Source organism: Planctomycetota bacterium, from assembly GCA_016235865.1.
In the GTDB taxonomy this organism is placed as follows: Bacteria; Planctomycetota; MHYJ01; order JACQXL01; family JACQXL01; genus JACRIK01.
This window is the reverse complement of record JACRIK010000003.1, coordinates 42,420-56,487: the sequence shown is the minus strand read 5'-3', so window position 1 is coordinate 56,487 and position 14,068 is coordinate 42,420. Positions and strand designations below refer to the sequence as shown.

At 51.1% G+C, this 14,068-nt stretch carries 12 protein-coding genes and 1 riboswitch; of the genes, 8 read left to right on the top strand and 4 right to left on the bottom strand.

Translation table 11 applies throughout. From position 1 onward, the window contains the following. Nucleotides 1–10: 10 nt before the first annotated feature. The 4 genes from HZA49_01680 to feoB form a co-directional block, all read right to left on the bottom strand. On the bottom strand, nt 11–604 hold the full coding sequence (locus HZA49_01680) for a YdeI/OmpD-associated family protein (protein MBI5778152.1): 594 nt from the start codon (nt 602–604) through the stop codon (nt 11–13). A 15-nt stretch (nt 605–619) separates the two neighbouring features. Beyond that, entirely contained in the window at nt 620–1,276 is a 657-nt protein-coding gene (locus HZA49_01675; protein ID MBI5778151.1) for a metal-dependent transcriptional regulator, read from the bottom strand. A gap of 69 nt (nt 1,277–1,345) precedes the next feature. Beyond that, nucleotides 1,346–1,720 carry a GxxExxY protein gene (locus tag HZA49_01670; GenBank protein MBI5778150.1) on the bottom strand — a complete coding sequence of 125 codons (375 nt, stop codon included), beginning with the start codon at nt 1,718–1,720 and terminating at the stop codon, nt 1,346–1,348. A gap of 71 nt (nt 1,721–1,791) precedes the next feature. Beyond that, complete coding sequence (feoB, locus tag HZA49_01665; protein MBI5778149.1) at nt 1,792–3,777, bottom strand: ferrous iron transport protein B; 1,986 nt, start codon at nt 3,775–3,777, stop codon at nt 1,792–1,794. A 127-nt stretch (nt 3,778–3,904) separates the two neighbouring features. On the opposite strand from feoB, the gene HZA49_01660 reads away from it, so the two are divergent. From HZA49_01660 to cobS, 8 genes are all read left to right on the top strand, one after another. Beyond that, complete coding sequence (locus HZA49_01660; GenBank protein MBI5778148.1) at nt 3,905–8,389, top strand: FAD-dependent oxidoreductase; 4,485 nt, start codon at nt 3,905–3,907, stop codon at nt 8,387–8,389. After that, on the top strand, nt 8,382–8,831 hold the full coding sequence (locus HZA49_01655) for a hydrogenase iron-sulfur subunit (protein MBI5778147.1): 450 nt from the start codon (nt 8,382–8,384) through the stop codon (nt 8,829–8,831). Before HZA49_01660 ends, HZA49_01655 begins: the two co-directional genes overlap by 8 nt. A gap of 77 nt (nt 8,832–8,908) precedes the next feature. Further along, a complete protein-coding gene (locus HZA49_01650) occupies nt 8,909–9,622 on the top strand; it encodes a methylenetetrahydrofolate reductase C-terminal domain-containing protein (GenBank protein ID MBI5778146.1) in 714 nt (237 codons plus the stop codon). Nucleotides 9,623–9,677: 55 nt separating this feature from the next. Then, on the top strand, nt 9,678–10,553 hold the full coding sequence (locus HZA49_01645; protein ID MBI5778145.1) for a methylenetetrahydrofolate reductase: 876 nt from the start codon (nt 9,678–9,680) through the stop codon (nt 10,551–10,553). A 41-nt stretch (nt 10,554–10,594) separates the two neighbouring features. Beyond that, a riboswitch (cobalamin riboswitch) is annotated at nt 10,595–10,816 on the top strand. Nucleotides 10,817–11,084: 268 nt separating this feature from the next. Continuing rightward, nucleotides 11,085–11,642, top strand: coding sequence for a histidine phosphatase family protein (locus tag HZA49_01640; GenBank protein ID MBI5778144.1), 558 nt, complete (start codon nt 11,085–11,087; stop codon nt 11,640–11,642). Further along, nucleotides 11,639–12,163, top strand: a complete 525-nt coding sequence (gene cobU, locus HZA49_01635; GenBank protein ID MBI5778143.1) for a bifunctional adenosylcobinamide kinase/adenosylcobinamide-phosphate guanylyltransferase — start codon at nt 11,639–11,641, stop codon at nt 12,161–12,163. The genes HZA49_01640 and cobU overlap by 4 nt, the downstream gene beginning before the upstream one ends. A 65-nt stretch (nt 12,164–12,228) precedes the next feature. Next, complete coding sequence (cobT, locus tag HZA49_01630; protein MBI5778142.1) at nt 12,229–13,290, top strand: nicotinate-nucleotide--dimethylbenzimidazole phosphoribosyltransferase; 1,062 nt, start codon at nt 12,229–12,231, stop codon at nt 13,288–13,290. A gap of 1 nt (nt 13,291) precedes the next feature. Beyond that, nucleotides 13,292–14,065 carry an adenosylcobinamide-GDP ribazoletransferase gene (gene cobS / locus HZA49_01625; GenBank protein MBI5778141.1) on the top strand — a complete coding sequence of 258 codons (774 nt, stop codon included), beginning with the start codon at nt 13,292–13,294 and terminating at the stop codon, nt 14,063–14,065. Nucleotides 14,066–14,068: the final 3 nt, after the last annotated feature.

The window sequence follows — 14,068 nt, the reverse complement described above, 5'->3', positions numbered from 1 at the left end:
TTGCCGGGTATTACATATACGGAATGAGCCGTTGGCCTTTTTTATAGCGGCTGGTCAGTTGGACCGTGCGTTGGATGCGTTTTAATCTGGTCAATTCGGTCTTGGCTCCATGAATCCACCAGAAGAACATCTTTTTGGTTGAAGGCGGCATCAGGGCGAAGTTCTTTCTGGCCCTGGGATTGGCGGCTATGGCGCCTGCCAGGCCGGGTGGGATTCTGTTAACATCCTCTATAACATCAAGCCGGTTCCAGGCGCCGCTCTTTTTGGCGTCTCTCACCCTGATTAAGCCGGTCTGGGTCATCAATCCTTGCTTTATCATCCGGCTGACCCGCTGTTTGTTGAGTTTGGACCAGATGCTGTTCGGCTTGCGGGGCGTATAACGCTGGATGTAGCGCTCCTCGTCGAGCTTACGGACCGTGCTGTCAATCCAGCCGAAGCACAGCGCCTCTTCCACCGCATCGTTGTAAGGGATAGACGGCTTGCCGGTGTGTTTTTTGTAATAGACCAGCCAGATTTCCTTTACGCGTTGATGGTTATTCTCCAGCCACCGGCGCCATTTCCGCCGGTCGGGCAGGTAGAGGGTTTTAACAGGTTTCTTTTCCATATTAAGACGCCTGATTTAGGAACCGGATTTCTTTAATCGCACATAAATCGTCCTGACAATATCCGTATCCAGCGCAATGTCGGTCTCGCCCACCCGGACCACATACGAAGGTGTTATCTGGTGCAGATGGAGTGTGGCGCCCGGGACAATGCCAAAGGCGGTGAGCTGGTCCAGCCGCTGGTGCTGTTTGGTTACCACATAGGCAATCCGGGCATCGGAGCCGATTTTGAGTTCGGTCAGCGGCACCACGATAGACGATAATTCTTTGAGTTTATTTTTGCAGCACTCGCCGGGCGGAATCTGGTGCCCGTGCGGGCATTCGGTCGGATGCCCCAGCATGGTGCAGATGGAGTCAACCACCTCGTCATTGAGGAAGTGCTCGAAGGTGCAGGCGTGTTTTTCCATATTCTGCGGTTTGATGTCCAGGACATCGGTGAACAGCCGCTCGCTCAGGCGATGGGCCCGAATCAACCGGCGCGCATCGTTCTCGCCCTCCGCGGTCATGGACACCTGCCTACCGGATTCCTTCAGATATCCTTCTTTTATCAACTCATCCAAAAGCCCGGGAGAGATTCTATCATCAGCGCTTTTTTCCACGTCTTCCCTGGTGAAACTGCCTTTTTCCTTGCCCACCCAGGCCAGTTCCAGGATTTCTTCTTTACGCTTCTTCATAAGACACCTCCAAAATTATAACCACGGATACACACAGATAGACACGGATTTATATTATCTGTGTCTATCTTACATCACTAATCTTTTATATTCCAGCTTTGTCTTGGCAAAGTTTAATATGAGACCAACCTTGTAACCTGATGCTTTTAGGTAGTTTAATAATTGTGCTTGGTGTATTTTAGTGATCTCTTCAACCGCCTTAAGTTCTACGATTATTTTTTCTCCTACTATTAAATCCGCCACATAAACACCGACTTCTGCGCCTTTATAGGAAACTTTTATTTCTTTCTGGTTTTCTACTTTCAACCCCAGATGCTTTAGTTCATAAGCCATTGCATTTTCATATACTTTTTCCAGAAATCCACAACCCAATATATTATGAACCTCAAAGCCGGAACGGAGTATCAGTCCGGTTATTTCTTTGTGGAATAGTTTCTTTTCCATCGATATCTCCTTTCACTAAGATGAACACGGTTTAATATCTGTGTTTATCCGTGTGCATCTGTGGTTTCATATTATAATCCACCGATTAAATTAAGTATCAGGTTCACCGCACTCCCCACCAGTATGGCCAGCGGGAATATGAATGCGATGATAAGCAGCGCCACTTTCCAGCCCCGTTCCTTGACCATCATCAGGAACTGGGCAAAGCAGGGCACGAATAGGGTTATGGTAATGAGCGAAACCACTATCTGTTGCGGATTGAGCAGTCCCTTTTGTGCCAGGTCATACAACCCGGCCGCGCCGTAATCACGCCGGAAGAATCCGATGAGGAACGCGGCCGTGACGTCCTTGGGCAGACCCATCAACCCGGTCACCACCGGCGTAAATAGTTTTTCGATATACGCCAGCGCGCCGGTCTGGTCCAGCCCAAACAGGACCGCGGTGCCCAGGATAAATATCGGAATGACCTCCTTGAGATACCATTTTACCCTGGCAAAGGTCTTGGACAGGATATTCCCGATTTCCGGCATCCTCATCGGCGGTATTTCCATCATAAAGTCAGAGCAGACCCCGCTGATTACCTTATTGGCAAAATAGGCCACGATGAACATTATAACGAGCAGGCATCCCAGCCACCATAATACGGCAGATAAAGAAACGCCTGATAACAATCCCATAATCACGCCCAATTGGGCCGAGCAGGGTACACCCAGGGCCAGCAGCAGTGTGGTGAGAATCCGTTCTTTATTGGTGGGCAGGATTCTGGTGACCATGGTGGCCATGGTATCGCATCCCAGTCCGAGCACCAGCGGCAGGACGGCCTTGCCGTTCAACCCGACCAGCCGGAAGAGGCGGTTGACTATCACAGCCAGGCGGGGCAGGTAGCCGGAATCCTCCATAATCCCGAAGGCCAGGAAGAAGGTGGCCACGATGGGTAGGATAATGGCAAACCCGTAAGCCAGGGCCATGCTAATCAGTCCGTATTGTCCGGTGAAGAAATCCCTGAGCCATACGATTGGAATAAATCTTTCGGAGAGTTGGGTGGCAAAGGGATTGATGTATTGGCCAAACACCGTATTTTCCAGGAAGCCGACTAGGGTGGTGGCGCCTAAGACGCCGACAAATTCATAGAGCAGGAAAAGAATTACCAGGAGTATGGGTATGCCCCAGAACGGATGCATGGTAATCCGGCCCAGAAAGTCGCTCAACGAGGTTCTTCTTCCGCCTTCATATATCTGGACTTTAGCCACAATCTCCTGCGCCTTGTTTAACCGCTTTTGGTTGATAATATTACTCAGCGGCTGGGAGAATGATTGTTTTGCCTTCTCGCGGACCGAATGTATCGTGTTGATTTCGCATCCTTCTGACTGCGCTAAATCATCGGTCAGTAACATCAGGGCCTGAAATCTCAGGGTGGTCTTTGGTGAATACTGCCGTGGAGGAGCGCTTTGTAATAACAAGCTTAATTCCTTAATGGCATCTTCAACCTTCGGCTCATAAGATACCAGATTTATTCCCGGCTGAACGAACGGATTAGCTTGCAGGGTATCTTTGATTGTTTTTATCAGGGCGCCGATACCTTCGCGTTGGACTGCTATGGTTGGTATGACCGGCACACCCAATATCTGGCTAAGTTTGGCAATATTTATTTTAATGCCCAAACTCTTCGCCTCATCGCTCATGTTGAGAACCAGGCTGTGCGGGATTCCGGTTTCAGCCAGTTGGATGCTCAGGAATAATGCCCTGGAGAGATTCTTGGCGTCCGCCACCTGCACGATGTAATTTATATCCTCGTTGACAAGGATATCCCTGGTTACCTTCTCATCTTCTGAGTTGGGAATCAGGCCGTTGATACCGGGTGTGTCAATGATGACGGTTTCTCTTTTATCATAGAGGAACTGGCCGCGGGTGACCTCCACGGTTGTGCCCGGATAGTTGGAAACCGTGACATACTGTCCGGTCAGTAACCCAAAGATGACGCTCTTGCCCACGTTGGGATTACCGACCAATGCAATCTTGTGCCTGCCGCGTAGGTTGAGTTCGGTTTTTACTGCCATGCGGATTATAATACATCATTTTGTTGCATTGTCAACTTTGGTTTCGCAATTAGAGCGGTTTTTATTGACCCGGCCAGAGATGTTTGATAGTATAATAAGCTGTTGATTAAGCGAAGACGAGAGGGATATGAGCCACGCCAGTAATTCAGATAAGAAAATAGGCGCCGTATTAGTGGTCGGCGGCGGTATTGCCGGAATGCAGTCCGCCCTTGACCTGGCCAACGCCGGGTTTAAGGTCTATCTGGCCGAAGAGTCGCCGGCTATCGGCGGCCGGATGGCTCAATTAGACAAGACCTTTCCGACCAATGACTGCGCCATGTGCACCATCTCACCGCGCCTGGTTGAGGTGGAAAAGCATCCCAATATCGAGATTTTGACCTATTCACAGGTTCAAGCCGTATCAGGTCAGCCCGGTAATTTCACGGCCCAGATTCTGCAGCAGCCCCGCTATGTATATTTAGATAAATGCAATGCCTGCGGCGACTGCGCCGCGGTCTGCCCGGTCCGCTTGCCTAATCCCTTTGACGAGGAACTGGGCCAGATGACCGCTATCCACAAGCACTATCCTCAGGCCATCCCGAATAAGTATGTCATCAGCAAGGACGGCACCAGCCCGTGCCGAATCGGCTGCCCGGCCGGAGTCAATGCCCACGCATATGTATCGTTGCTGTCCCAGAAGAAATATCCCGAGGCGCTTGAGGTCATCCGGCGCGTCCTGCCTTTTGCGGCTATCTGCGGCCGGCTCTGTCATCATCCCTGCGAGACCGAATGCAACCGTCAGGATGTGGATGAATCAGTTTCCATCAGATACCTCAAGCGGTTCATTGCCGATACGGTCCGGGCCAAGGGCGAGAAGCCGGTTGAGCCAATGCCCGTTACCAAGACGGAAAAGATAGCCGTTATCGGAGCCGGGCCGGCCGGATTGACCTGCGCCCAGCGACTCAGGGAAAAGGGTTTTGCCGTGACCATATTCGAGGCGTCGGACAAGCCGGGCGGAATGCTCACCTCCTGCATCCCGGATTACCGCGTGCCTAAGGAGATTGCGGAGTACGAAATAAGCCGCATCCTGGCCACCGGCATAGAACTAAAAACTAATACCAGAATCGGCCGAGACATTTCGCTGGCTAAGATTCGTGAACAATATAGCGTGGTGTTTATGGCGGTGGGTTATCAGGAGCCGTCCAAGATTCCGCTGGAGAACAGCGAGACCAAGGGCGTGATTTACGGCGTGCCGTTCCTACGCGAGGCGAAGAAGGAGCCGCTGGCAACACGGTTTAGCGGCCAGCGGGTGCTGGTCATCGGCGGCGGTAATGTGTCTATGGACTGCGCCAAGACCGCCCTGCGCCTGGGCGCCAAGGAGGTTAGCATCGTCTGTCTCGAGACCCGGGACCTGGAACATAAGGACCGGATGCCGGCCCACGAATGGGAAATAGAAGAAGCCGAGGAAGAGGGCATTAAATTCAATTGCCTATTAGGTCCGGCCAAGGTGGTGGTTAGAGACGGTAAGGTTGCCGGACTGGCCACGACCATTTGCGAATCGGTCTATGATTTCTCGTCTGGCTTCAAGAAGTTTGCCCCGAAATTTACCTGCAATCCGGGCCCGACCATAGAAGCGGATACAATTATTATTGCTACCGGGCAGCGGACTGACCTGGCCGGGTTTGAGGAATTGGAAAAAGGACCGGCCAATAGCGTCAAGGCCAATCCGATTACCTTAGAGACCAATATCAAAGGCGTATTTGCCGGCGGCGACGTGGCGCGCGGGCCGGCATCGGTAATTGAAGCGGTGGCGCACGGTAACGAAGCGGCTATTTCCATTGAACGCTATCTGGCCGGACAAGATATCAAAGAGGGCAGAGGCGGGAAACAGATTGGCGTGGAATTACCCCAGGGCCGGATAGAAAAAGAGATTATAAAACAGCGCCTGGCTATTCCCAAGGAGTCGGCTGAGAAGCGCAAGAAATCATTCATAGAAGTAGAGAAATTGGTGGATGAGGAAAAGGCAGTGGCTGAATCAGCCCGTTGTTTATCCTGCGCGCTGTGCTGCGAATGTCTGCAGTGCGTTACGGCCTGCCAGCCCAAGGCTATAGAGCATAATATGAAACCGCAGGTGCGGGAACTGGCGGTCGGCGCCGTAGTTCTGGCCACTGGCGGCGATATGTTTAATGCCGAACTCAAGGGCGAATACGGATTCGGCCGGCTGCCCAATGTGGTTACCTCCATCCAGTATGAACGTCTGCTTTCGGCTTCCGGCCCCTGCGTTGGGCAGGTGCTCAGGCCATCCGACAAGAAACATCCGCATAAGATTGCCTGGGTTCAGTGCGTCGGCTCGCGTGACCACGCCATCGGCAATGATTACTGCTCAGCCGTCTGCTGTATGTATGCCACCAAACAGGCTATCATTACCAGGGAACACGAACCGGGCGTTGAGGTATCTATATTTTATAATGACCTGCGCTCGTTTGGCAAGGGCTACGAGTATTATACCACCTCCGCTAAGCAAAAAGGCATTAAGTATATCAAGAGCATCATCTCATCGGTTAAGGAGATTCCCGAGACCAGGAGTTTGCTGATTACCTATTCTGATGAAGCCACCAATACCATAAAAGAAGAAGTGGTGGATATGCTGGTGCTGTCGGTCGGCTTTACGCCGTCCGAGACCGGACGTCAGTTGTGCAAGAATCTGAGTTTGACCCTGAATCCGTATGGGTTCAACAATGAGGGCGAATTTAGTTACGGCGCGACTAATAAGCCGGGCATATATGCGGCCGGAGTATTTACCGGGCCGATGGATATTCCGGAATCGGTTATGGGCGCCAGCGGCGCCTCGGCACTGGCCGGAGAATTACTTTCATCAGCTCGCAATACCATGGTTCGGCAAAAGGACTATCCGCCGGAACGGGATATCAAAGGCGAGGAAGCCCGGATCGGCGTATTTGTCTGCCGTTGCGGCACCAATATTGCCCGGGTGGTGGATGTCCAGTCATTGGTGGACTTTGCCAAGAAGTTACCCAATGTGGCGTTTGCCGAGGAGAACCTTTATACCTGTTCCACCGATACCCAGCAGCATATCATCCAGATGATTCAGGAGCATAAACTCAACCGGGTAATTGTCTCGTCCTGCACCCCGCGCACGCACGAGCCACTGTTCCAGGAGATGATGTGCGACGCCGGTCTGAATAAATATCTTTTTGAGATGGCCAATATCCGCGACCAGTGCTCGTGGGTGCATATGGATTTGCCGCTCGAGGCAACGGTCAAGGCCAAGGACTTGGTCAAGATGGCTGTGGGTCGGGCCCGGTATCTGGAGCCGCTCAAGGAACAGACATTCGTGGTGGTGCCGAACGCCCTGGTGATTGGCGGCGGGTTATCCGGCATTACCTCGGCCCTGTCCATGGCCCGGCAGGGATTTATGACCTACCTGGTGGAGAAGACCGATCGGCTGGGCGGGAATCTCTGGAATATCACCCAGACCGCAAACGGCCAGAATCCTAAAGAGCATCTTAAACAATTATTGGCCGAGGTGGAAAATGAGCCGTTACTCAAGGTTTATAAGAACGCGACGCTAAAAGAGATTACCGGCTCTATCGGGAATTATAAATCACTGATTCAATGTGGCGACAAGACCGAAGAGATTCAGCATGGGGTGGTGATTGTGGCTATCGGCGGGGTGGAAGCCAAGCCGGGTTCATATCTGTATGGCCAGAATCCCAATGTGATTACCCAATTGCAACTGGAGCAACAGATTGCGCAGGTTAATCCTCTGAAATCTGTAAAATCAGTCGTTATGATTCAATGCGTTGAAGCCCGTGACACTGAGCATCCGTATTGTTCCCGGATCTGCTGCACCCAGGCTATCAAGAATGCCCTGCGTATCAAGAAACAAAATCCGGAGACCAATGTCTACATCCTTTACCGCGACATAATGACCTATGGAATGTGGGAAATATATTACCGCCAGGCGCGCGAGGCCGGGGTGATATTCATCAGGTATGATGTGGATAAGAAGCCACAGATTACACAGATTAAAGACGGAAGATTATCTGTCCAGTTATTCGACGGGTTAATCCAGAAAGATATAAATATTCCAACAGATTTGGTGGTTTTATCAATGCCGGTGCGTCCGCAACCTGATGCCCAGGTGTTGGGTACGGCTCTGAAGGTGCCGCTTAATACCGAAGGATTCTTCCTGGAGGCGCACCTGAAACTCAGGCCGCTGGATTTTGCCAATGAAGGTATGTTTCTGGCCGGGCTGGCCCATTTCCCCAAGCATATTAATGAATCCATTGCCCAGGGAAAAGGCACCGCGGCCCGGGCCGCGGCTATTCTCTCCAAAAAGGAGATGACCATCAGCGGCATTATCGCCCAAGTCAATCCGGATGAATGTATTGCCTGCCTGACCTGCGTGCGCGAGTGCCCGTTCAATGTGCCCAAGATAGTCAAGAACGCTAAGATGAAGGATGGTGTGATAACCGATTCCGGCGTGGCCTTTATCGAGCCGTCGCTCTGCCATGGTTGCGGAGTCTGCGTCTCGGCCTGTCCGAGAAAGGCCATCAACCTGGCTCATTATAAGGACAGCCAGATCGTGGCCAAGTGCGAGATATATGAGTAACGAACAAACAACTCCCGGCAGCAATTTTGAGCCGAAGATACTGGCATTTTGCTGCCAGTTCTGCGCCTATTCGGCGGCTGACCTGGCCGGCTCCATGCGCCTGCAGTATCCGCCTAATGTCCGAATTATTCGCCTGCTTTGCACCGGCAAGGTTGACCCGCTGCATTTATTAAGGGCGTTTCAGGAGGGCTGGGACGGCGTATTCGTGGCCGGCTGTTTGGAAGGCGAGTGCCATTTTATGCAGGGCAATCTGCACGCCAAGCAGTGGGTCAATTACGTCAAGAAACTGCTCAAGGAAATCTGGATAGAACCCGAACGCCTGGAGATGTTCAATATGTCCGCGGCCATGGGCACCAGATTTGCCGATACGGTCCGGGAAATGACCGAGCGGATTAAAAAACTGGGGCCATCGCCGTTTAATAAGTTAAAGGTTTCAAGTTAAAGGTATATCCCGACATTCGTCGGGATCTAACTCGCTGTAACGACCATAGGTCTAACAGCGAGTAAGAGGAGCTTAATATGATAGTCGCTAAACGTAAACCGATTGATGAAATTAAAGAGATGCTCAAGCCATACAATAAAGTTTTGGTTTTAGGGTGCGGGTCTTGCGTGGCTATCTGCATGGCCGGTGGGGAAAAGGAAGCCGGGTTGCTCCAGACAGAACTGCAGATGGCTTTTGATATGGATAAGGTCCAGAAGCAAATAGATACCATCACCATTCTGCGTCAGTGCGACCGCGAGTATATCGAAGAAGTAAAAGATAAGTTAACCCAATATGATGCGATTCTTTCCATTGCCTGCGGTGTGGGGGTCCAGTTTACGGCCGAGGTGCTGGGCGGGGAAAAGGTTTTATTACCGGGCCTTAATACTAATTTTATGGGCGCGACTATCCAACCCGGAATCTGGATGGAGCGTTGCCTGGGCTGCGGGGATTGCGTGTTGGATGAGACCGGCGGGGTCTGCCCGGTGACCATGTGCTCCAAGAGTTTGATGAACGGCCCATGCGGTGGCCACGAAAAGGGCAAGTGTGAGGTGGAACGCACCCGTGACTGCGGTTGGGTATTGATATATAAACGCCTGGAGAAATTAGGTAAGCTGGATTTGTTGAAGGAGATTAAATTGCCCAAGAATTACGGCGCGGTCAAGCGCCCGGCAACGATAATCCACGAAGCGTACCAAACAGTAACAACTGAAAAACAGAAGGACGAAGAAACGAAAGAACTAAAGAAATAAATCTGTTCTTTAGTCCTTCAGTTCTTGCGTTCTTTCGTATACCGGAGGTATTTAGATGAGCAAATTAAGCGAGGCATTAAAATCAGGTAAATTCATTATTACTTCGGAGGTTGGTCCGCCTAAGGGCATTAATATGGATGCCTGCCTGGACGAGGCCAAGCATTTCGGCGAGAAGGTGACTGCGGTTAATGTGACCGATATCCAGTCAGCCGTGATGCGGGTGGGCAGTTTGGCTACCTGTATCAAACTCAAGGAGCGCGGATACGAGCCGATAATGCAGGTGGTCTGCCGGGACCGTAATCGCCTGTCGCTCCAATCCGAGTTTCTTAACGCCGCCATATTCGGCATAGAAAATATCCTGTGCTTGACCGGCGACCATCAGAGCTTGGGCGACCATCCCCAGTGCAAGGGTGTCTTTGACCTGGATTCGGTCCAGCTCATTGCCGCGGCCAAGGGACTGATGGAAGGCAAGGACATTGCCGGCAATAAACTGGACGGCAGTCCGAATTTTCTGCTGGGCGGCGTGGTCTCGCCCTGCCTGGAGCCGGTGGAATTGCAGATAATGAAGATGGAAAAGAAGATTAGGGCCGGGGCGCAGTTCATCCAGACCCAATCCATATTTGAGGTGGACAAATTCCGCGCCTTCGTGGATAAGGTCCGGGGACAGGGCATCACCACCCCGATTCTGGCCGGGATTATTATATTGAAGTCGGTCGGCATGGCGCGGTTTATGAACGAGAACGTGGCCGGTGTGTTTGTACCGGAGGATATGATAAAAGAGGTAAAAGAGACCAAGGATAAATTATCCAAAGGCGTGGAGATAGCGGCCCGGATTATCAGGGACATCAAGCCTCACTGCCAGGGCATCCACATTATGCCGCTGGGTCTGGGGCACCTGGTGCCGGAAATAATCAAGCAGGCCGGATTATAAAATAGTATTTATTTATTGACTTTGGTCAGATAATAGTTAGTTTAGTTCATAAGATAGGCGACCCGATACATAATCCCACTGGGATTATGTCCGGGATATAGGGAATCCGAATGTGGTGATAACGAATGCCATAAAATCGGTGCGGTCCCGCCGCTGTATACGGGGACGAAAATCTCACGATGCCACTGTTCTTAGGAATGGGAAGGCGAGATGAGTAGGATGAGCCGTGAGCCAGAAGACCTGCCGTCTTACTCGCTGTTAATCCGTTAGGATGTTACAGCGAGTTATCCCGCTGAATAGCGGGATTTGCTATATTGTAAATATCTTCGTGGAAAAGGGTATTTACTGATATAACCGGGATGAAGTAAATCAGGGTGCAATCCCGCACGTAATCTATTTCTTTGATAGTTCAGGGAAGTAGGTTGTGTGCGGGATTTTTTTATTTAGTGCGACTTTGAGCGTAAGCGAATTAGTCGCACTTATCCCGTAGTCCCGCAGGGACGGAGGGATTACATTGAGAGATTATATATTATGAAACTGATTCTTATCCGCCACGGCGAGACCGACTATACCATCGAAAAACGTTATTGCGGCGGCGCGATTGACGCGCCATTAAACAGTAAAGGCATCAGGCAGGCCCAGCGGCTCAGGCGCTCGCTTAGTAAACACAAGATTGATGTGATTTATGCCAGTCCGATGACTCGGACGCTCCAGACGGCTGATATTGCTTTGGGTAAACGCCGGATAAAATTGATTAAGGATTCTTTACTCCGAGAATCCAATCTGGGCAAATGGGAGGGGCATACGCTGGAAGAAATCAAGGTAAAGTTTCCGGCTGATGTTAAGAAATGGTATAAAGACCCGCTCAAATACGGCGCCACAAACGGCGAGACGCCGATTATGCTCCATAAACGTGTAACCAGATTCCTGAGGAAATTAGACCGGAGCAATCATAACGGCCGGATGGTTGCCATTGTCACGCACAGCGGTCCTTTCAGAATCATTGTCGGCGAGATGAACGGTAATGGCCTGAATGACTTCTGGAAATTAGAGCCCAAGACCTGCGAACATAAAATAATAAAGTTATGAGTAAGAAACTGATTCTTATTACCGGCGGATGCCGGAGCGGTAAGAGCCATTATGCCGTTGAATTGGCCAGGCAACTGCACAAGACCACCACGGTTTATATTGCCACGTCCACATTCAAGGATGCTGAGATGGAGGAGCGAATCAAGCATCACCAGAAATCCAGGCCGGCCGAATGGCAGACCGTGGAAGAAGGCAAGAATATCGATACGGTCCTGATGAACTTGAAAGGCCTGTCCGAGGTGGTGCTGATTGATTGCCTGACCATGTTGACCTCTAATCTTCTTATTGAGCTGAATGATCACGATAAGATAATTCACCGGATTGAAAGCATGCTCAAGGTTATTAATGATTCTGAATTGACCGTGATTATAGTGACTAACGAGGTCGGGGCCGGGATTGTGCCGGAGGGTAAATTAGGCCGGGATTTTCGGGATTTGTCCGGCATTGTCAACCAGATAACCGCCCGGGCCGCCGATGAGGTTTATATGATGATGGCCGGGATAGCGTTGAAGATAAAGTAGCATAGAGCGTGGAGCGTAGAGCACGTTCGCTGCGCTCAGTGTAAACTCCGAGCGAGGAGGATTGTATGAATTTACTTGATGAGACCGTATCTGGAATCGGACGGCTTGATACTGTTGTGATGGCCAAGGTCCAGAAACGGTTGGATAATCTGACCAAGCCACAGGGCAGTTTAGGACGGCTGGAAGAATTGGCTAAACACATTGCCGGTATCACCGGCAAGGAATTGCCGATGCTTAAACATAAGGTTATATTTACTTTAGCGGCTGATCATGGCGTCACCGAGGAAGGGGTGAGCGCCTATCCCAAAGAGGTGACGCCTCAGATGGTCTATAATTTCCTGCGGGGCGGAGCCGGGATTAATGTCCTGGCCAAACAGGTCAACGCCCGGGTGGTTATAGTTGATATGGGCGTGGACGGACAGTTGTCAGGCAACGGATTTAAGGATTGCAAGATAAGCCAAGGGACCAGGAATTTTACCAAATGCCCGGCAATGAGCAGTGAAGAGGCGATCAAATCCATAGAGACCGGAATTAGGTTGGTGGAAGAGGAAATATCAAAAGGCATAGACATCATCGGCACGGGCGATATGGGTATTGGTAATACCACGCCGAGTAGCGCGATTACGTCAGTATTTACCGGCTGCCAGGTAGAAGATGTGACCGGCTACGGCACCGGCATCAACGAAGCGACTTGGTCAAAGAAGGTGGCCAGCATCAAGAAAGGCATTGCGCTGAATAAGCCGGATGCTTCTGATTCGATAGATGTCTTGGCCAAGGTGGGCGGTTATGAGATAGGCGGGATTGCCGGCCTGATTTTAGGCGCGGCCCGGCACCGGATTCCAGTGGTGATTGACGGATTTATCTCCGGCGCCGGAGCATTGATTGCTACCAGATTGGCGCCGCAGGCCAAGGATTTTATTATCGCCAGCCACTGTTCCCAGGAGCGCGGGCATAAATACGCCCTGGCTCATATGGGCTTGAAACCGTTCCTGGATTTGAATCTGAGATTAGGCGAAGGCACCGGCGCGGCCCTGGCCATGTCACTGTGCGAATCGGCTGTACGTATTCTTAACGAAATGGCCACCTTTGCCGAAGCGAGTGTGGCTGAGAAAATAAAGGAGGAATAAAATGAAAGCATTACTTATGGCATTGCAATTCCTGACCCCGATACCGATTAAGTTAGGTTCGGTGGAGCCCAAAGACCTGTCCCGGTCCATGCGCTATTTTCCGCTAATCGGGTTGCTTATCGGATTGTTTCTAATTCTTCTTAAGATATTATCATTCGGTCCGCTGAACTTCTCTGCCACGGTTACGGCCACGCTGGTGCTTTTGGCATTGACCGCTTTAAGCGGAGGTCTGCACCTGGACGGCCTGAGCGATATGTGCGACGGGTTTTATGCCGGGCGGAGCAGGGAGGAAATTGTCAAGGTCATGCGCGACCCGCACGTCGGCGTAATGGGGGTTATCGGCATATTTTTTATCCTGCTGCTAAAATGGTCGGTACTGGCCAGTTTGCCGTTGGCCATGCCGTATTATTCTAATATAACATTAATTATGATACCGCTGCTGAGTCGGTGGTCAATGGTCATTGCGGCGTTTGCCAGTTCCTATGCCCCGGCGGCATCTGAGGGAACAGCCAAGCCGTTTGTGGATAATCTCACCCGTACGGACGCCATTATATCCACCGCCGTTATGCTGCTGGTTACCTTGGCGCTCTGTATTATTTCAGATAATTTTATCTGGCTGGCAGCGGTTATTATTCCGGTTATCGTGGCAATGGTTATGGCGATGATTTCCAAGCGCATTTTAGGCGGAATAACCGGCGATATCCTCGGCGCGGTTAACGAGATTACCGAGGTGGCCGTACTATTCGGGGCGTATATTATTTATTTAGGGAGGTAAAAT

Coding starts and splice junctions, on each gene's coding strand:
- HZA49_01680 (MBI5778152.1), bottom strand. CDS start 604: ATGGAAAAGAAACCTGTTAAAACCCTCTACCTGCCCGACCGGCGGAAA.
- HZA49_01675 (MBI5778151.1), bottom strand. CDS start 1,276: ATGAAGAAGCGTAAAGAAGAAATCCTGGAACTGGCCTGGGTGGGCAAG.
- HZA49_01670 (MBI5778150.1), bottom strand. CDS start 1,720: ATGGAAAAGAAACTATTCCACAAAGAAATAACCGGACTGATACTCCGT.
- feoB (MBI5778149.1), bottom strand. CDS start 3,777: ATGGCAGTAAAAACCGAACTCAACCTACGCGGCAGGCACAAGATTGCA.
- HZA49_01660 (MBI5778148.1), top strand. CDS start 3,905: ATGAGCCACGCCAGTAATTCAGATAAGAAAATAGGCGCCGTATTAGTG.
- HZA49_01655 (MBI5778147.1), top strand. CDS start 8,382: ATGAGTAACGAACAAACAACTCCCGGCAGCAATTTTGAGCCGAAGATA.
- HZA49_01650 (MBI5778146.1), top strand. CDS start 8,909: ATGATAGTCGCTAAACGTAAACCGATTGATGAAATTAAAGAGATGCTC.
- HZA49_01645 (MBI5778145.1), top strand. CDS start 9,678: ATGAGCAAATTAAGCGAGGCATTAAAATCAGGTAAATTCATTATTACT.
- HZA49_01640 (MBI5778144.1), top strand. CDS start 11,085: ATGAAACTGATTCTTATCCGCCACGGCGAGACCGACTATACCATCGAA.
- cobU (MBI5778143.1), top strand. CDS start 11,639: ATGAGTAAGAAACTGATTCTTATTACCGGCGGATGCCGGAGCGGTAAG.
- cobT (MBI5778142.1), top strand. CDS start 12,229: ATGAATTTACTTGATGAGACCGTATCTGGAATCGGACGGCTTGATACT.
- cobS (MBI5778141.1), top strand. CDS start 13,292: ATGAAAGCATTACTTATGGCATTGCAATTCCTGACCCCGATACCGATT.